The organism is Streptomyces sp. NPDC051576, assembly GCF_040681835.1.
Lineage (GTDB): Bacteria > Actinomycetota > Actinomycetes > Streptomycetales > Streptomycetaceae > Streptomyces.
In genome coordinates, this window is the sequence record NZ_JBFAZO010000017.1 from 125,019 (window position 1) to 142,139 (window position 17,121).

The window sequence follows — 17,121 nt, forward strand, 5'->3', positions numbered from 1 at the left end:
GAACGTCAGCCGGACGCCGTCGCCTCCGGGGTGATCAGGCCCTGGCGGTAGGCGATCGCCACCGCTTCCGTGCGGCTCGCGGCGCCCAGCTTCGCGAGGATGTTGGACACGTGGACGCTCGCCGTCTTGCCGGTGATGAACAGCTCCTCGCCGATCTGGCGGTTGCTGCGGCCGAGGGCGAGCAGCCGCAGCACGTCCCGCTCGCGGGCCGTCAGCGGCGAGGGGCGGTCCCCGGCGTCCGAAGCCTGGTCGCCGAGACGGCCCCGGCGGACCAGCGTGTCCACCTGGGCGAGCAGGGGTGCGGCACCGAGCCGGGTGGCCGTCTCCCGGGCCGCACCGGCCTGGGCGGCGGCCTCCTCACGGCGGTCGGCCGCCAACAGGGCTTCCGCGAACCGGAATTGGCAGCGGGCCCGCTCGTACGGGTCGCCGTAGTCGAAGGCGGCCACCGTCTTCTCCCAGGCCGCCGCGTCCGTTCCCGTGGCCGCCCGTACCCACTCCGCTTCGGCGCGGGCCAGCCAGGCCATCCCCTCGGGTCCCTGCGGAAGGCCGTTCCGTCCCTCCGTCGCCGTGGTCCGCGCCAGCTCGACGAGCTCCGTCGCGGTGTCCGTCCAGCGGCCCGTCCCCGCCTCGTCACCGGTGAGCCGCAGCGCGGCGGCCCGGTCGGCGACGGCGGACAGGGCGAGCGCGGCGAGCCGGACCGTGACATCGGGACGCCGGCCGGAGTCGTCGGTGAGCGCCGTGACCGCCGCCCGCATCCGCTCCACGGCCGCCTCCGGATCCCCCTGGAAGGCGGCGGCATCCGTCAGCACGATGCCCGCCACCAGCGCGGCCATCCAGTCGAACGGCCCGTCCAGCAGGGCACGCGCCCGCTCGGCGGCCCTCGAGTCACCCCGCGCCAGCGCCACATACAGTGCCGGCCCCATGGTGAAGCCGCCCGCACGCGGCAGCACCTGCGCGTCGCTCGCGGCGACCTTCGCGCACTCGTCCCAGCGGCCCAGCGTGTACAGCACCAGCAGGTGGAGATAGCGCATCTCCAGCGGATACGGCGACGAGAGCAGCCCGGCGCGACGGGCCCGGTCCAGCCCCTCGGTGAGCCAGGGCAGGCACTCCTCCAGGTCCCCGGACTCGAAGCTGCCGATGGCGAGGTTGAACAGGGCGCGCATCTCCAGGGGCGCGTGTCCCGCGCGACGGGCCAACTCGCGTGCCTCCGCGAGCCGTTCGCGCCCCTCCCGGGTGCGTCGGCCGCCGCCTTCGAGTCCGGCCAGCGAGATCAGCAGATCGGCCCGGGCGTCGTCCAGCCGGAGTTCCTCGGCAGTGCGCAGGGCCTGGCGGGCGACCCGCAGCGCGATCTCGTCCTCGCCGACCTGCCGCGCCGCCATCACATGCGTGGCCGCCGCCCACACCCAGGTCCGCGAGGGCGGTTCGGCGGGGATCATCGCCAACGCCTCGCTGCTGTAGGCGAACGCGGCCGTCAGGCTGTCCACGCCGATGAGATTGCCGGCCAGGGTGTAGCGGACCCGGGCGGCCAGCTCGGAGTCGGTGTCCTGGCCGATCCCGGCGAGTGCGGACCGGGTGAGGGAGACCGCCCGGTGCGCGTCCCCGGCGTGCGCGGCCGCGGCCGAGGCGCGCAGCGTGAGGGTCACACTGTCGATGCCCTCGCGGGCGGGCCGGGCCGCCGGGTCGACCGAGGTCCACAGGTCGAGGGCGGTTTCGAGATGCCGTAGCTCCTCGGCGGGCGCGCCCACCCGCTGGGCGTGGTCGGCGGCCTCCAGCGAGGCGGCCAGGGCCTCGGCCGGATCATGGCTCTCGCGGTAGTGGTGGGCGCGCTCGGCCGCGCTCTCGGCGGGGTGCCCGCGCCCGGCGAGGAGACGGGCGAACGAGCCGTGCAGCCGGGACCGCTCGCCGGGCAGCAGATCCGCGTACACCGCCTCGCGGGCGAGGGCGTGCCGGAAGGAGTACGTGTCACCGTGCCCGGGGACCAGGAGCTGCCGCTCGACGGCCTCCCGCAGCGCCGACTCCACCTCGTCCTCCGGGAGTTGGACCGCGTCCCGCAGCAGGTCGTACTCGACCCGGCGTCCGGCGACGGCCGCGGTGCGCAGCACCTGCTGGGCGGTGTCGGAGAGTTGCTCGAACCGGAACAGCAGGACGTCGGCCAGACCGCTGGGCACCCCGCCCGCCTCCAGGTCGGTCGCCGCGAGCAACTCCTCGGCGTAGAAGGCGTTTCCCTCGGCGCGCTCGACGATCCGGCGGACCGTGCCGTCCGGCACCGGAGCCGTGCGCAGGGCGCGCACCAGCCGGGCGACCTCCGCGTCCCCCATGGGCCGCAGCTCCAGGCGCTCCACGGCGGGCAGCCGCACGAGCTCGGCCAGCAGGGGCCGTAGCGGATGCCGGCGGTGGAGGTCGTCCGCGCGGTACGAGGCGAAGACCGCGAGGCGGTGGGTGGGGGCCCCGCCGGCCGGACGCTGGAGGATGCCGCGGCTGAGCAGGAAGCGCAGCAGGTCGCGGGAGGACTGGTCGGCCCAGTGCAGGTCCTCCAGGACCAGGAGCAGGGGAGCGAGGTCGGAGAGGTCGGCGAGCAGTCCGGCCATGCCCTCGAAGAGCCGCAGCCTCCCGCCCGCGTCCCGGGCCGCGTCCGTGCCCGCGCCGAGCAGCCGGTCGACCGCCGGATGCGCGGCCAGGGCGGCGGCGAACCGCTCGTCGTCGGCGAGCACCCCGAGGATCTCGGTGAACGCCAGATACGGCAGACCGACGTCACCGAGATCGACACAGTGCCCGGTGAGCACCGTCATCCCGGCGGTCGCGGCCCGCCCGGCGATCTCGTCCAGGATCCGGGTCTTGCCGACGCCCGCGTCCCCGGCGACCAGCACGGCCCCGGCCGTGCCCGCGCGGGCACGCTCCAGTACACCGGTGAGACGGGCCAGTTCCTCGTCCCGGCCGATGAGCGGCGCGGCTGCTACGGATTGCGACACGTCCCCATCCTGGCACGCGCCACCGACAACGCACCTGGCCACCGGGCAGGAGGCACCTCCCGCGCGATGGGCCGGTTCAGCGCAGCGTCTCGGCCCAGTTCGCCGGCACCCGTCCCGCCGGACCGGGCGTCGGCTGGTCCTTCGGGTGGCTCACCGGGGCGGCGAGTTCGGGCCCGGAGTCGTACAGCTCGGAGGTGCCGAAGTTCCAGAACCAGTTCTCGCCCGGCTCGTAGCTCTGGATGAACGGGTGTCCCGTGGACTGGTAGTGGGCGGTGGCGTGCTTGGCGGGGGAGTCGTCGCAACAGCCGATGTGACCGCACTGGGCGCACCGCCGGAGGTGGAACCACCAGCCGCCGGCCGCGTCGCACTCCACGCACCCGGCACCGCTCGGCGGGACACTGGGGTCGATTCCGGTGATGTCGTTCATGCGGACTCCTCGGGCGTCTCGTTGTCCGTGGCGGTGAGGGGGAGCAGGACCTGGAAGCGGGTGTCGCCCGGTGCCGACTCCACCTGGAGCGTGCCGTGGTGCTTGTTCACGACGATCCGCCAGGAGATGTCCAGACCGAGGCCCGTGCCCTCGCCCACCGGCTTGGTGGTGAAGAACGGATCGAAGATACGGCCGCGGATCTCCTGCGGCACACCCGGTCCCGTGTCACGGAACTCCACCATCAACTGGTCGCGCACCAGGGCCGTCCGTACCGTCAACGTGCCTTCCCCGCCCGCGCTGTTCATGGCCGAGACCGCGTTGTCGATCAGATTCGTCCACACCTGGTTGAGCTCGGCCGGGTAGGCCGGGATCCTCGGGAGCGTCCGGTCGTACTCCTTGACGACCTTGATCCGGTCGCCGAACTTCCCCGCGAGCATCAGCAGTGTGCTGTCGAGGAGTTCGTGGACGTCGGCGACCTGGTAGGGCGCGCGGTCCAGCTGCGAGTACTGCTTGGCGGCACCGACGAGATTCGAGACGCGGGTCGTGGAGTCCTCGATCTCCGTCATCAACAGCTCTGTCTCGACCGTGTAGTTGAGCCAGCCGATCGCCCCGGGCAGGATCTCCGCGTCGACGGCCGCCGCGATCTGGTCCAGCCACTCGACGTCGAGACCGGCCTGCACGAACGTCGGCGCGATCTGCCAGCTCTCCGTGATGCCGTGGTCGTCGAGCCAGTCCGTCAGCTCGTCCTCGCGGTCCGAGGCCTCCAGCGGGCTCAACGAGGGTGCCTTGGCGACCCGTTCGGCCGTGCGCTCCTGGATGTCGATGAGGTTGGCGAGGTCCTCGCGCGAGTACGGGCCGGAGGAGATGACACGGAGCTTGTGCCGCATCTTCGCCACCCGCTCCCGCAGCGTCGAGGTGGCCCGGACCGCGGCCGCCGCCGGGTTGTTGAGTTCGTGGGTCAGCCCGGCCGACAACGAGCCGAGCGCCAGCAGCCGTTCACGCTGGCTGATCGCCAACTGGCTGCTCTTCTGGCCGAAGAAGAGCCCCTCCAGCAGATGGACCGCCATCGGGAACCACTCGCTCATGATGGCCGCGAACGTCTCGGCGGGCAGCACGAAGAACCGCGTCGGCTCCGTCACCCGCATCGAGTTGAGGTACACCTGCTGCACCCGGTCCCCGATGTAGGCCTGCATCGCGCCCGTGTACACCCCGCGTTGCGAGGTCCGGGCCACCTCCACGTCGTCGCCGCCGACCCGGCGCGACAGCACCACGGTGCCCTCGATCATGACGTAGAAGCAGGTGGCGGGATCGCCCTCGGTGTAGACGGGCCCGGCCTCGAACAGCTCCACCCGCCCGTCGCAGCACAGCCTGCCGAGCTGCTCCGGCGTCAGCTTCTCGAACAGGAACAGCGTGCCGATCTCCTGCGGGCTGCACGGCAGCACCTGGCCGCTCATGACTGCTCCAGGTAGCGGTGGACGAGCATCACGGCCATGGCTCCCTCTCCGACGGCGGACGCGACACGTTTCGCGGACTCGGCGCGCGCGTCGCCCGCCACGAACACGCCGGGAATGTTGGTCTCCAGGTGGTACGGCGGCCGGTCCAACTCCCAGTCCGCGGGCGGCTTTCCGTCCGCGGTGAGGTCGGGCCCGGCCAGGATGAACCCGCGCTCGTCGCGCGCCACCGCGCCGTCCAGCCAGTCGGTCAGCGGGGCCGCGCCGATGAACACGAACATCCACTGCGCGTCGACGAGTTCGGTCTTCCCGCTCTCCGTGTCGCGCAGGGTGAGCTGCTCCAGGTGGTCGGAGCCGTGCGCGGCGTCCACGACCGTGCCGGTGCGCACGGAGATGTTCTCCGCCTCGTTGATCTGCTGGATCAGGTAGTACGACATCGACGCGGCCAGCGAGGAACCGCGCACCAGCAGGGTCACCGACTTGGCGCCCCGGGCCAGGTACATCGCCGCCTGCCCCGCCGAGTTGGCGCCGCCGACGATGTACACGTCGTGCCCCTGGCAGGAGGCGGCCTCGGTGAGCGCCGAGCCGTAGTAGACCCCGCAGCCCGTCAGGTCGGGCGTGCCGGGCGCCTCCAACTGCCGGTAGGACACACCGGTCGCCAGGATCACGGCGTGCGCGGCGACCGCCGAGCCGTCCGCGAACCGTACGACCCGCGCCGACCCGTTGGCCTCAAGCCCCGTGACCTCGCGCGCGGTCAGGATCTCGGCACCGAACTTGGTGGCCTGCCGCCTTGCCCGGTCGGTGAGTTGAGCCCCCGACACACCGTCCGGGAAGCCGAGGTAGTTCTCGATCCGCGAACTCTGCCCGGCCTGGCCACCGGTGGCCGACCGTTCCACGAGAACCGTGCGCAGCCCCTCCGAGGCCCCGTACACGGCCGCGCCGAGCCCGGCCGGTCCGCCGCCGATCACGACGAGGTCGTAGAAGTCGGCCGTGGGCGTGGTCGCGAGCCCCACCTCCGCGGCCAGCTCGGGTGCCTCCGGCTCGACCAGCACCGACCCGTCGGCGGTGATGACGAGCGGCAGCCGCTGCCCGTCCTGCCCGGCGGCGGACATCAGCCGCAGCCCCTCCGGGCTGTCCGCCGCGTACCAGCGGTACGGAACCTGGTTGCGGGCCAGGAACTCCCGCACGTCCGAGGAGCGCGCGGACCAGCGGTGCCCGACCACCTTCGTGGCGGGCACCGGCCGGTAGTCGCTGTTCCGCCACGCCTCCAGGAGGTCGTCCAGGACCGGGTAGAGCTTCTCCTCCGGCGGGTCCCAGGGCTTCAGCAGATAGTGGTCGAGGTCCACGACGTTGATCGCGTCGATCGCCGCGTCCGTGTCCGCGTACGCGGTCAGCAGCACCCGGCGCGCGCCCGGATAGACATCGAGGGCCTGCTCCAGGAACTCGATGCCGTTCATCTGCGGCATGCGGTAGTCGGCCAGGATCACGGCCACGAGATCCCCGCGCAGTTTCAGTTCGCGCAGTGCGTCCAGCGCGGACTCCCCGGACTCCGCGCGCACGATCCGGTACGACTCGCCGTAGCGCCGCCGCAGGTCACGGGCGACGGCCCGGGACACTCCCGGGTCGTCGTCCACGGTCATGATGACGGTCCGCGCGGCTTCGGCGGCCTGTGCCATACGTCTCCCACCCCGAGTGGTCGGCTTCACGGCACGGCGGCGCCGTTGTCACCGCGCCGGCTCCCGACCATCGTATGTTCGATCGCCCCGGTGCGCTCCGCTACACCCGATACGGCGGCCTCAGCGGCGCCGGGAGCGCAACACGCAGAACTCGTTGCCCTCCGGATCCGCCAGCACCACCCACGACCGCTCGCCCTGCCCGACGTCCGCCGTCCGTGCGCCGAGTGCCAGCAGCCGGATCACCTCGGCCTCCTGGTCGTCGGGCCGGAAGTCCAGATGCAGCCGGTTCTTGACCGTCCTGCTCTCGGGCACCGGCACGAACAGCAGCCCGGGCAGGCGGTCCGGCTCCGGGCGGATCTCGAACTCGTCCGGTGCCTCGCCCACCACCACCCACCCGAGCGCCTCGGCCCACCAGCGCCCGAGCACGACGGGATCGGCCGCGTCCACGACCACCTGCTCCCACTCCAAGGTCATGCGCGCAGGGTAGTGAAGACTGGGTCCGGTACAGGTGACCGCAACACAGGGAGGCCGCGGGATGACACGCCCGATCACGGCAGGGGTCGACGGATCGGCGGAGAGTCTCGCCGCGCTCGCCTGGGCGGGCCGGGAGGCGGTACGGCGGGGGCTGGCGCTGCGGGTGGTGCATGTCTGGCGGTACGAGCCGCATCAGGCGCTCGGCGCCGGGGACCGGGACACCCAGGACCGCTGGGTGCGCGACGCGGCCGCCGAGGCCGCCCGGACCCTCGCCGAACGTCACCCGGAACTGGACATCACCACCGACATCCTGGAGGGCGACCCCGTCGCCACGCTGACCGCCGCCGCTGCCGACGCGGAACTGATGGTGCTCGGCTCGCGCGGGCACGGGCCCGTCGTCGGCTTCCTCCTCGGTTCGGTCGGACAGCAGGTGATAGCCGATGCCGTACGGCCTGTCGTGCTCGTGCGCGCAGGGGACGAGGCGTCCGGGGAGGCCGCCGGGCGCGACATCGTCGTAGGTCAGCAGGGCGACCCGGAGGACAGTGCCGCCGCACTGGGCTTCGCCTTCGCGACGGCGGCGGCCCGCGGTGCCACCGTGCGGGCGGTACGGGCGTGGACCCTGCCGCCCGTGTTCGCCTACAGCCCGGGCTCCCTGAAGCTCCTGGACGAGGTCGGCGGCCTCGAACCGTACGAGAAGCAGGCCCTCGCCGAGGCACTGGAGCCATGGCGGGAGCGCTTCCCCGACGTCCCCGTGATCGAGCACGTGGAGATGGGCAGCGCGGGGCAGGTGCTGCTGGCGTTGGCCCGGCGGGCGCAGTTGACGGTCGTCGGGCGGCGCGCCCACCGGACGGCGGTGGGCGCGCGGATCGGCTCGGTCGCGCACGGGGTGCTGCACCACGCGGAGTGCCCGGTGGCCGTGGTGCCGTCGCCCCGGGCCTGAACCCGGGTCAGACGGTGAACGCGGTGCGGAAGCGGTCCAGGGCGCGCTCGCTGTCGCTCTCCGAGGCCCAGGCCTCCATCGCGACCGTGCCGTCGTAGCCGATGTCGGTGAGGGCGCGGGCGATCGCCGGGTAGTTGATCTCGCCGGTGCCGGGCTCCTGGCGGCCGGGTACGTCGGCCACCTGGATCTCGCCGATCAGGTTCAACAGGTGTGCCTTGCGGACGAGTTCGATGAGGTTTCCCTCGCCGATCTGGGCGTGGTACAGGTCCAGGTTCATGCGCAGACCGGGACGGTCCACGGCCGCGACCAGGGCCAGGGTGTCGGCGGCCGTCCCGAAGGGGACGCCCGGGTGGTCGACCGCGGAGTTGAGGTTCTCCAGCGTGAAGGTGACCCCGTTGCTCTCGCCCAGCTCGGCGAGGCGGGTCAGGGTGCGGTGGGCGGCGATCCACATCGGACCGGTGGGCTCGCCGCGCACCGGCACCACCGGCAGGCCCTCGGAGTCGAGCCCCGTGCCGTGCAGGTTGAGGCGGGGGCAGCCCAGTTGGTCCGCTGCCTTGACCGACTCCTCGGCGGTGCGCAGGAGTTCGTCGGCGCCCGCCTCGTCGGTGAGGCTGCCCCGGATGTAGCCCGTCATCGACGAGAACTCGGCCGGGGTCCGCGAGAGCGCGTCCAGGTCGTGCCGGGTCCAGTCCCAGATCTCGACCTGGAAACCGGCCTCGTGGACGCGCCGCGCCCGCTCGTGGATCGGCAGGTCCCGGAAGACCATCTCGGCACAGACCGCCAAGGTGTACATGACTTGCTCGCCCTCTTCTAGAACGTTCTAGACGGCAGTAGTACGCCATCGCCCGATGTCCGTGTCAAGGCTTCACGGGGGAGAGGTTCTAGAACGTTGTAGAACCTCTCCGAGCAGCTACGATCCTCCGGACGAACACACCCCGACCCCTCGACCGGGAGGACATCCGTGCCGGCCAACCCCGCGGTGCCCGACGGCAAGCGGCCCACCCTGGCCCATGTCGCGGCCCGCGCGGGCGTGTCCGTCGCGCTGGTCTCCATCGTGATGCGCGGTGCCTACGGCGCCAGCGCCACCACGCGTGAGCGGGTGCTCAGGGCCGCAGAAGAGATCGGTTACCGGCCGGACACCCGGGCGAGGGTGCTGCGCAGCAACCGCTCACGGCTGCTCGGTGTGCAGTTCGGGCTGCGCCATCCCTTCCACACCGACCTGGTGGAGGGCATCTACGCCGCCGCCGAGCCGGCCGGCTACCAGGTCGCCCTCAGCGCGGTCGCGCCCACGCGCGGTGAGCGGCAGGCCGTGGAGGCGCTGCTCGCCGACCGGTGCGAGGCGCTCGTGCTGCTCGGCCCCGAGGTCCCGGCCGCCCGCCTCGCGCACCTGGCGACCCAGGTGCCGGTGGTCTCGGTGGCCCGGCGGCTGCGGCCCGCCCCGCCGGGCGTGGACGTCGTCCGCACCGCCGACGACGAGGGCGCCCGCCAGGCCGTGGACCACCTCGTCGCGCTCGGCCACCGGGCCGTCGCCCACATCGACGGCGGCCGGGCGCCCGGCGCCGCCGACCGCCGCCGCGGCTACCGCACCGCGATGCAGCGGCACGGCCTCGCCGGCCACGTCCACATCGTGCCGGGCGGGCCCACCGAGGAGGACGGTGCGCGGGCGGCCCGCGCCCTGCTGGCGGAGAAGTCCCGGCCCTGTGCGGTCCTCGCCTTCAACGACCGCTGCGCCACAGGCGTCCTCGACACCTTCCTGCGGGCCGGTGTCACCGTCCCCGGCGAGATCTCCGTGGTCGGCTTCGACGACACCAGCCTGTCCCGCCTCGCCCACATCGACCTCACCACCGTCGCCCAGGACGTCCCCCGCCTCGCGGAACTCTCCGTCGGCCGCGCGATCGCCCGGCTGGACGGGATCGACGTACCGGACGGCGAGCAGGTCGTACCGCCCCGCCTCGTCGTGCGGGGCACCACGGGCCGGCCCGGGTCACCCCGGTGAGGTCGGCTCCAGGGTCTCGCGGGCCTTCGGCAGGATGTTCTTGACGTAGTCCGCGACCACCGTGTCCAGGTCGATGTCGTGCTGGGCCCGCTCGGCGAGATACCAGCGGTGTTCGAGCAGCTCGTGGTAGATCTCGGCCGGGTCCATAGAGCCGCGCAGTTCTAGCGGCACGGCGCGCACGGTCGGCCGGAACACGTCCCGCACCCAACGGTGCGCGAGCACCTCGGGCCGGGCGTTGAGCGGATCGCCCGGGGCGTAGTCGTCCTGGGTGGCCATCCAGCTCTCCAGGTCGTTGAGCAGCCGCCGCGCCTGGTTCTCCTCGGCGTCCAGGCCGGTCAGGCGCAGCAGTTGACGCTGGTGGTGGCCCGCGTCGACGACCTTGGGCACGAAGGTGACCGTGTCGCCGTTCGAGGAGTGCTCGATCTGCATCTCGGCGACGTCGAAGCCGAGTTCGTTCAGGCGCCGGATCCGGCGTTCGATGAAGTGGTACTTGCCCGCCGGATACACCGAGACCCGGGTCAGCTCCTCCCACAGGCTCTGGTAGCGGGCGCAGATCTCCATGCCGAACTCGATCGGGTCGACGGCCGGGTGCAGCGCCCCGGACGCCTCCAGGTCGAGCAGTTCCCCGCTGATGTTCACGCGGGCGAGGTCGAGGTCGTACTCCCGCTGTCCGTCGCTCAGCCGCGGGTGCAGATCGCCGGTCTCGGCGTCCACCAGATACGCGGCGTAGGCGCCCGCGTCCCGCCGGAACAGCGTGTTGGACAGCGAGCAGTCGCCCCACGCGAACCCGGCCAGGTGCAGCCGCACCAGCAGCACCGCGAGCGCGTCCATCAGGCGGTGCATGGTGGCCGGGCGCAGCGTCGTCTCGAACATAGAGCGGTACGGCATCGAGCCGCCCAGGTGCCGGGTGATCAGCACCGGTTCCAGCGGCTCGCCGAGGGCGTCGGCGCGTCCGGTGACCACGGCGAGGGGGTCGACGGCCGGGATGCCGAGCCGGTCCAGGTCGCGCAGCAGCTCGTACTCGCGCAGCGCGGGCCGTTCCGCCAGCTCCTTGACGGCTATCACCTCGCTGCCGGCCCGGGCGTAGCGCACCACGTGGCGGGAGATGCCGCGCGGCAGGGGCACCAGGTACTCGTCGGGCCACTCCTCCAGGGGAACGTCCCACGGGAGTTCCAGCAGGAGGACCGGATGCTCCGGGTTGGTCGCGTTGATCTGCAGGGCCATGAGGTGACCTTAGATCGCGTGTTCGCGGGCGCGCTGTGCCGCTCCACGGACCGGACCGGTGTGCACGGGGCCGTGGCCGGGCAGCAGCGTGTCGGCGTCCAGCGCTTCGAGGACGTCCAGCGAGGCCACGGCACGGTCGCGCTCGTGATGGAACATGTCGGGCAGCAGTTGCGGGCCCTTGATCCGCGAGGTGGGGTGGCCGCTCACCAGGGCGTCCCCGGAGATGACGATCCCGCGCTCCGGGAGGTGGAAGACACAGTGCCCGCTCGTGTGGCCGGGGGTGTGCACGGGGACGGGCCGACCGGGCAGGTCCAGCGGGCCGCCCGCGCCGGGAAACGCCTCGGCCGTGGCGACCGGATGCTGCTCGGTGCCTCCGACCCGGATCGTGTGCACCATCCACGGCAGCACTCCCGGACGCCAGACGTTCCTCAGCACGTCCGCGACGGTCACCTGCTGGAGGAACTCCCGGCGGGCGTGCGGCACTTCGGCCTCGTGCGCGTACACGGGCGTGCCGTGGGCGCCGTGCAGGTACGCGGCCGAACCGAGGTGGTCGTTGTGGGCGTGGGTGATCAGCACCGCCGCGACCGCCTTCGGTGAACTCCCCACCTGCTCAAGGGAGTCGAGCACGAGCTCGCGGTCCCCGGGGTAGCCGGTGTCCACCAGCGTGGCCGTGTCACCGTCCTTGAGGATCACCCAGTTGGTGTTGCTGCCGTGCACCAGGTAGGTGCCGTCGGCGACTTGGTGTACTTCTGCCCGCATGATCGTCCCTTGCGTGGTGGTGCGTACGGGGACAGCCAACCAGACGTGCGCGTTCCCGGCGCGCGCGGGGGAAGCCGCCTCCGGCACCGTCCGCCGGAGGCGGCCCCCGCGTGCCTCCGAAGCGGCCGCCTCTCCGCCTCAGCGCACGCCGTGCGGGCGGAACTGCACGCTGATGCGTCCTCCCGCGGCTCGGGTGGTCTTGGGGACGCAGTGCTCCCAGGTCCGCTGGCAGGAGCCGCCCATCACGATCAGGTCGCCGTGCCCCAGCGGGCGGCGCACCGACTCGCCGCCGCGCAGCGGACGCAGCAGCAGATCACGGGGCGTGCCCACGGAGAGGATCGCCACCATCGTGTCCTCCCGGGCACCCCGCCCGATCCGGTCGCCGTGCCAGGCCACACTGTCCCGGCCGTCCCGGTAGTAGCACAGCCCGGAGGTCGCGAACGGTTCGCCCAACTCCCGTGCGTAGTACGCCGAGAGCGCGTCCCGCGCCTCGGCCAGCACCGGGTGCGGCAGCGCGTCCCCGTCGTCGTAGAAGGCGAGCAGTCGTGGTACGGCCACCATCTGGTCGTACATCTGACGGCGCTCCGCGCGCCACGGCACCTCGGCGGCCAGTTCCTCGAAGAGGGCGTCGGCGCCGCCGAGCCACCCGGGCAGCACGTCGATCCAGGCGCCGAAACCCAGTGCGGTACGGCGTATCCCGTCGAGGGAGCCGAGGCGAGGCCGGTCGGTCTGGTCGAAGAGGGAGCCCTGGAGGTGGTGCGCGGTCATGGAACCAGCGTACTCCTTATTCGAATATCTGTTCCCATGAAAATCGCGGCCTTTCGATACACGACCTTTCGATACATCGGTGTATCGGATACATTCGCGTATCCAGCAGCGGACGCACGGAGGGACCGGGCATGGCGGCGGAGGCGACGGCCAAGCGCGTGACCAGGCGCCGGGTCCGCACGCGCGCCAACCTGCTGGACGCCGCGTTCGCCGTGTTCGCCGCCAAAGGGTTCGGCCGGGTCTCCATCGAGGAGGTCTGCGAGGCCGCCGGCTACAGCCGGGGCGCCTTCTACTCGAACTTCGCCACCCTGGACGAGCTGTTCTTCGCGCTCTATCAGGAGCGGGCCGACCTGATCGCCGAGCAGGTGGCCGGCGCCCTCGCCCTCGACGGTCCCGACCTCGACGTGCCCGCCGCCGTGGACCGCGTCACCGACGTGCTCCTCCTCGACCTGGACTGGCTCCTGGTCAAGACCGACTTCCTGGTGCACGCGGCCCGGGACGCCGAGGTCGCGCAGACCCTGCTGGACCACCGGGCGCGGCTGCGCGGGGCGATCGCGCACCGGCTCACCCGCGCCCGGGGCCTGGCCGAACTCCCCGCCGTGCTCGGCGACGTCGACGCGGCGGCACACGCCGTGGTCGCCGCCTACGACGGAGTCACCACCCAACTGCTGCTGGACAAGGACGTGGAGCACGCCCGCGTCTGGCTCAAACAACTACTCACCGCCCTGCTGACCGACGGCAGCGGCACATCCGAATGAGGAAGGCGGCGATCGCATGGACGCGGACGTCATCGTGGTCGGAGCGGGTCTCGCGGGACTGGTCGCGGCCCATGAACTGACCAGCCGGGGACGCCGGGTCGCGCTCGTCGACCAGGAGAACGCCGCCAACCTCGGAGGGCAGGCGTTCTGGTCCTTCGGCGGCCTGTTCCTCGTCGACTCCCCGGAGCAGCGTCGCCTCGGCATCAAGGACTCCTTCGACCTGGCCTGGAACGACTGGCAGGGCAGCGCCGGCTTCGACCGGGTCGACGACGAGGACGCGTGGGCGGTGCGCTGGGCGCGCGCCTACGTCGAGTTCGCGGCCGGCGAGAAGCGGCCCTGGCTGGAGAGTCACGGCATCAAGCTGCTGCCCACGGTCGGCTGGGCGGAACGCGGCGACCTGCGCGCCCACGGACACGGCAACTCCGTCCCGCGCTTCCACGTCACCTGGGGCACCGGCACCGGAGTCGTCGAACCCTTCGTCGACCACGCGCGCCAGGCCGCCCGCGACGGACTGCTCACCTTCTACCACCGCCACCAGGTCGACGAGCTGGTCGTGGCCGAGGGCGAGGCGCGCGGCGTGCGCGGCACGGTCCTCGCCCAGGACGACTCGGCGCGGGGCGTCGCTTCCAGCCGCGAGGCGATCGGGGAGTTCGAACTCACCGCGCAGGCCGTCGTCGTCACCACCGGCGGCATCGGCGCCAACCACGACATCGTCCGCCGCTACTGGCCCGAGCGCCTCGGCACCCCGCCCGCCGAGATGGTCACCGGCGTCCCCGCCTACGTCGACGGGCGGATGCTCGACATCAGCGCCGAGGCGGGCGTACGGCTGGTCAACCGCGACCGCATGTGGCACTACACCGAGGGCCTGCAGAACTGGAACCCGGTCTGGCCCGGCCACGGCATCCGCATCCTGCCCGGCCCGTCCTCCCTGTGGTTCGACGCTCTCGGCCGCCGCCTGCCCGACCCGTGCCTGCCGGGTTACGACACCCTCAACACCCTCAAGTACCTGCGCACGACAGCGGACTTGGCGGAGCACGACCACTCCTGGTTCATCCTCACCCAGAAGATCATCGAGAAGGAGTTCGCGCTGTCGGGCTCCGAGCAGAACCCCGACATCACCGCCAAGGACAAGAAGGCGGTCCTGCGCGACCGGCTGCTCGGCAAGGGCGCCCCGGGCCCGGTGGACGCCTTCCTGCGCAAGGGCGCGGACTTCGTGACCGCCGGCAATCTGGAGCAACTGGTCGAGAAGATGAACCAGTTGACCGACAAGCCGCTCCTGGACGCGGCCGTGGTGCGCCGCCAGATCGTGGCCCGCGATCTCCAGATGGCCAACCCGTACAGCAAGGACTCGCAGATCCAGGGCATCCGCAACGCCCGGCGCTACATCGGCGACCGCCTGGGCCGCGTCGCCACCCCGCACCGCATCCTCGACCCCGCGGCCGGCCCGCTGATCGGCGTCAAGCTGCACGTCCTGACCCGCAAGACCCTCGGCGGCATCCAGACCGACCTCGACTCCCGCGCCCTGGGCTCCGACGGGCAGCCGATCGGCGGTCTCTACGCGGCGGGCGAGGTGGCCGGCTTCGGCGGTGGTGGCGTGCACGGCTACAACGCCCTCGAAGGCACCTTCCTCGGTGGCTGCCTCTTCTCCGGGCGCGCGGCGGGACGCGCGGCGGCCCAGCAGACGGCCTGACCGGGCGCTGGGGCCCGTCTCCTCAGTCGTCGAGGAGGCGGGCCAGCACCGAGGCGTGGCTCTCCTGCGGAGACCTGACCGCCGTCAGCAGGGTCACCGGCCCCATACGGACCAAGTTCCGCAGCGTGTGCAGGAGTTCGGCCGCCTCGGGCGCGTTCAGCTCCGCCTCGTAACGGCCGCTGAACTCCTCGTAGGAGCCCTCGCCCGCGTGGTACCAGCGGCGCAGTTCGGCGGACGGGGTGAGGGCCTTGGGCCACTCGTCGACGCGGGCCGCGTCCTTGGACAGACCGCGCGGCCACAGCCGGTCGACCAGGACACGCACTCCGTCCTCCGGCTCGGGCGGATCGTAGACACGGCGCACGCGGACGGTCACGGGCAGGGCTCCCTCGGGCGGCGGTGGTGCGGCGAGCCTACGACCGGGGACACACCAGGCGCGGCGGCGACGCGGCGTAACTTGACCTGAATGAGAGGGATTCCGATCGAGGCCGCCGCCTAGTCTCTGAGACGGATGATCACCCCTCTCACCCTGTAGGAGCGCATGTGACGCACCTCCGGCAGCAGTCCACAAGACGCACCGCGGGTCTCCGGCGCGGCGCCGTCGCCGGGACCGTCCCCGTCGCCGTCGCGGCCCTGCTCGCGGCGGCCTCGCCCGCGGGCGCGACGACGATCGGCTCGTCCGGCGCGGGCGACCCGTACTTCCCGCTCTCCGGCAACGGCGGCTACCACGTCGCCCACTACGGCCTGACGCTCCGTTACGACCCGGCGAGCCACCACCTCGACGGCAACGCGGTCCTCACCGCCCGCGCCACCGAGCAGCTCACCCGCTTCGACCTCGACCTCGACGGACTCAAGGTCACCGGTCTGACGGTGGACCACGTCAAGGCGGGCTTCCGCCGCGACGGACAGGAACTCGTCGTCACCCCGCGCAGGGCCCTGCGCAAGGGCCAGGAGTTCCAGGTCACCGTCACCTACAACGGCACCCCCCAGCAGGTCACCGACCCGGACGGCTCGGCGGACGGCTGGATCACCACCGACGACGGCGCCTTCGTGGCCGGCGAGCCGCAGGGCGCGATGACGTGGTTCCCGGCGAACAGCCACCCCAAGGACAAGTCGTCGTACGACTTCACGATCACGGTCCCGCAGGGCCGCACCGCCGTCGCCAACGGCGTGCTCCTCGGGCAGCGGACCGCCCACGGGAAGACCACGTTCCGCTGGCACGCGCCGGAGCCCATGGCCGCCTACCTCGCCACCGCCACGGTCGGCAAGTTCAAGGTCGAGCAGTACACCACCCGCGACGGCGTCAAGGTGTACAACGCCGTCGACCCCCGCGAGGCCACCGCCGCCGCTCCCGTCCTGAAGCAACTGCCCGCCGTCCTGGAGTGGGAGAGCAAGCTGTTCGGCCCCTATCCGTTCCGCTCGGCCGGGTCGATCGTCGACCACGCCCCGGACGTCGGCTACGCCCTGGAGACCCAGGGGCGGCCGATCTACGACTCGGCGCCGGACCTCGCCACCCTCGTGCACGAGAACGCCCACCAGTGGTTCGGGGACTCCGTCTCCCTCACCGCGTGGAAGGACATCTGGCTCAACGAGGGCTTCGCGACCTACGCGGAGTGGCTCTACAGCGAGCAGCACGGCGGCAGGACCGCACAGCAGACCTTCGACGCGCTCTACGCCCGCAAGGCGACCGACGGCCTGTGGGCGTTCCCGCCCGGCGACCCGGGCAGCGGCGCCGACATCTTCGGCACACCGGTGTACGACCGCGGGGCCATGACCCTGCACGAACTGCGCCTGGCCGTCGGCGACAAGACCTTCTTCGCGATCCTCCGCGCCTGGGCAGGCGACCACCGCTACGGGCACGGCACCACCGCACAGTTCATCAGCCTTGCGGAGAAGAAGTCGGGGAAGAAGCTGGACGTTCTGTTCCACACCTGGCTCTACACGAAAGGGAAACCGGCCCAACCGTAGGAGCTGACGAGTTCCTCACATGTG

At 72.2% G+C, this 17,121-nt stretch carries 15 protein-coding genes; 5 read left to right on the forward strand and 10 right to left on the reverse strand.

Going from position 1 to position 17,121, the window contains the following annotated elements:
- Positions 1–5: 5 nt before the first annotated feature.
- From AB0M63_RS41675 to AB0M63_RS41695, 5 genes are all read right to left on the reverse strand, one after another.
- Entirely contained in the window at positions 6–2,969 is a 2,964-nt protein-coding gene (locus tag AB0M63_RS41675) for an AAA family ATPase (protein WP_366023047.1), read from the reverse strand.
- Between the two features lie 76 nt (positions 2,970–3,045).
- Positions 3,046–3,396, reverse strand: coding sequence for a UBP-type zinc finger domain-containing protein (locus AB0M63_RS41680; RefSeq protein ID WP_355902443.1), 351 nt, complete (start codon positions 3,394–3,396; stop codon positions 3,046–3,048).
- Complete coding sequence (locus AB0M63_RS41685) at positions 3,393–4,850, reverse strand: ATP-binding protein (RefSeq protein ID WP_366023048.1); 1,458 nt, start codon at positions 4,848–4,850, stop codon at positions 3,393–3,395. The genes AB0M63_RS41680 and AB0M63_RS41685 overlap by 4 nt, the downstream gene beginning before the upstream one ends.
- Positions 4,847–6,523 carry an FAD-dependent oxidoreductase gene (locus AB0M63_RS41690; protein WP_366023049.1) on the reverse strand — a complete coding sequence of 559 codons (1,677 nt, stop codon included), beginning with the start codon at positions 6,521–6,523 and terminating at the stop codon, positions 4,847–4,849. The genes AB0M63_RS41685 and AB0M63_RS41690 overlap by 4 nt, the downstream gene beginning before the upstream one ends.
- A 120-nt stretch (positions 6,524–6,643) precedes the next feature.
- Complete coding sequence (locus tag AB0M63_RS41695) at positions 6,644–6,997, reverse strand: VOC family protein (protein WP_366023050.1); 354 nt, start codon at positions 6,995–6,997, stop codon at positions 6,644–6,646.
- Positions 6,998–7,058: 61 nt separating this feature from the next.
- On the opposite strand from AB0M63_RS41695, the gene AB0M63_RS41700 reads away from it, so the two are divergent.
- On the forward strand, positions 7,059–7,937 hold the full coding sequence (locus tag AB0M63_RS41700; protein ID WP_366023051.1) for a universal stress protein: 879 nt from the start codon (positions 7,059–7,061) through the stop codon (positions 7,935–7,937).
- Positions 7,938–7,944: 7 nt separating this feature from the next.
- Here AB0M63_RS41700 and AB0M63_RS41705 read toward each other — a convergent pair whose 3' ends face one another.
- Positions 7,945–8,730: a TIM barrel protein gene (locus tag AB0M63_RS41705; RefSeq protein WP_366023052.1), complete on the reverse strand. Its 786-nt coding sequence runs from the start codon at positions 8,728–8,730 to the stop codon at positions 7,945–7,947.
- 168 nt (positions 8,731–8,898) lie between these two features.
- Here AB0M63_RS41705 and AB0M63_RS41710 point away from each other — a divergent pair, with 168 nt between their 5' ends.
- Complete coding sequence (locus AB0M63_RS41710) at positions 8,899–9,933, forward strand: LacI family DNA-binding transcriptional regulator (protein ID WP_366023053.1); 1,035 nt, start codon at positions 8,899–8,901, stop codon at positions 9,931–9,933.
- Here the strand turns inward: AB0M63_RS41710 and AB0M63_RS41715 are convergent.
- The 3 genes from AB0M63_RS41715 to AB0M63_RS41725 all read right to left on the reverse strand — a co-directional run bounded on the left by AB0M63_RS41715 (position 9,922) and on the right by AB0M63_RS41725 (position 12,684).
- Positions 9,922–11,157: a DUF4032 domain-containing protein gene (locus tag AB0M63_RS41715; protein WP_366023054.1), complete on the reverse strand. Its 1,236-nt coding sequence runs from the start codon at positions 11,155–11,157 to the stop codon at positions 9,922–9,924. The genes AB0M63_RS41710 and AB0M63_RS41715 overlap by 12 nt on opposite strands.
- A 9-nt stretch (positions 11,158–11,166) precedes the next feature.
- Positions 11,167–11,916 carry an MBL fold metallo-hydrolase gene (locus AB0M63_RS41720; protein ID WP_366023055.1) on the reverse strand — a complete coding sequence of 250 codons (750 nt, stop codon included), beginning with the start codon at positions 11,914–11,916 and terminating at the stop codon, positions 11,167–11,169.
- A 138-nt stretch (positions 11,917–12,054) separates the two neighbouring features.
- Complete coding sequence (locus AB0M63_RS41725; protein ID WP_366023056.1) at positions 12,055–12,684, reverse strand: alpha-ketoglutarate-dependent dioxygenase AlkB; 630 nt, start codon at positions 12,682–12,684, stop codon at positions 12,055–12,057.
- Between the two features lie 131 nt (positions 12,685–12,815).
- On the opposite strand from AB0M63_RS41725, the gene AB0M63_RS41730 reads away from it, so the two are divergent.
- Both AB0M63_RS41730 and AB0M63_RS41735 read left to right on the forward strand, forming a co-directional pair.
- A complete protein-coding gene (locus AB0M63_RS41730) occupies positions 12,816–13,442 on the forward strand; it encodes a helix-turn-helix domain-containing protein (RefSeq protein ID WP_366023057.1) in 627 nt (208 codons plus the stop codon).
- Between the two features lie 16 nt (positions 13,443–13,458).
- On the forward strand, positions 13,459–15,132 hold the full coding sequence (locus AB0M63_RS41735) for an FAD-binding dehydrogenase (protein ID WP_366023058.1): 1,674 nt from the start codon (positions 13,459–13,461) through the stop codon (positions 15,130–15,132).
- Positions 15,133–15,154: 22 nt separating this feature from the next.
- On the opposite strand, the gene AB0M63_RS41740 is transcribed toward AB0M63_RS41735, so the two are convergent.
- Positions 15,155–15,505: a DUF488 family protein gene (locus AB0M63_RS41740; RefSeq protein ID WP_355902420.1), complete on the reverse strand. Its 351-nt coding sequence runs from the start codon at positions 15,503–15,505 to the stop codon at positions 15,155–15,157.
- A 167-nt stretch (positions 15,506–15,672) separates the two neighbouring features.
- Between AB0M63_RS41740 and AB0M63_RS41745 the strand changes: the two genes are divergently transcribed.
- Positions 15,673–17,097, forward strand: a complete 1,425-nt coding sequence (locus AB0M63_RS41745) for a M1 family metallopeptidase (protein ID WP_366023059.1) — start codon at positions 15,673–15,675, stop codon at positions 17,095–17,097.
- Positions 17,098–17,121: the final 24 nt, after the last annotated feature.

What these genes read in the sequence shown, in the direction of transcription:
- AB0M63_RS41725 (WP_366023056.1), bottom strand. Translation starts at nt 12,684, where the DNA reads ATGACCGCGCACCACCTCCAGGGCTCCCTCTTCGACCAGACCGACCGG.
- AB0M63_RS41715 (WP_366023054.1), bottom strand. Translation starts at nt 11,157, where the DNA reads ATGGCCCTGCAGATCAACGCGACCAACCCGGAGCATCCGGTCCTCCTG.
- AB0M63_RS41720 (WP_366023055.1), bottom strand. Translation starts at nt 11,916, where the DNA reads ATGCGGGCAGAAGTACACCAAGTCGCCGACGGCACCTACCTGGTGCAC.
- AB0M63_RS41685 (WP_366023048.1), bottom strand. Translation starts at nt 4,850, where the DNA reads ATGAGCGGCCAGGTGCTGCCGTGCAGCCCGCAGGAGATCGGCACGCTG.
- AB0M63_RS41700 (WP_366023051.1), top strand. Translation starts at nt 7,059, where the DNA reads ATGACACGCCCGATCACGGCAGGGGTCGACGGATCGGCGGAGAGTCTC.
- AB0M63_RS41680 (WP_355902443.1), bottom strand. Translation starts at nt 3,396, where the DNA reads ATGAACGACATCACCGGAATCGACCCCAGTGTCCCGCCGAGCGGTGCC.
- AB0M63_RS41695 (WP_366023050.1), bottom strand. Translation starts at nt 6,997, where the DNA reads ATGACCTTGGAGTGGGAGCAGGTGGTCGTGGACGCGGCCGATCCCGTC.
- AB0M63_RS41705 (WP_366023052.1), bottom strand. Translation starts at nt 8,730, where the DNA reads ATGTACACCTTGGCGGTCTGTGCCGAGATGGTCTTCCGGGACCTGCCG.
- AB0M63_RS41735 (WP_366023058.1), top strand. Translation starts at nt 13,459, where the DNA reads ATGGACGCGGACGTCATCGTGGTCGGAGCGGGTCTCGCGGGACTGGTC.
- AB0M63_RS41690 (WP_366023049.1), bottom strand. Translation starts at nt 6,523, where the DNA reads ATGGCACAGGCCGCCGAAGCCGCGCGGACCGTCATCATGACCGTGGAC.
- AB0M63_RS41730 (WP_366023057.1), top strand. Translation starts at nt 12,816, where the DNA reads ATGGCGGCGGAGGCGACGGCCAAGCGCGTGACCAGGCGCCGGGTCCGC.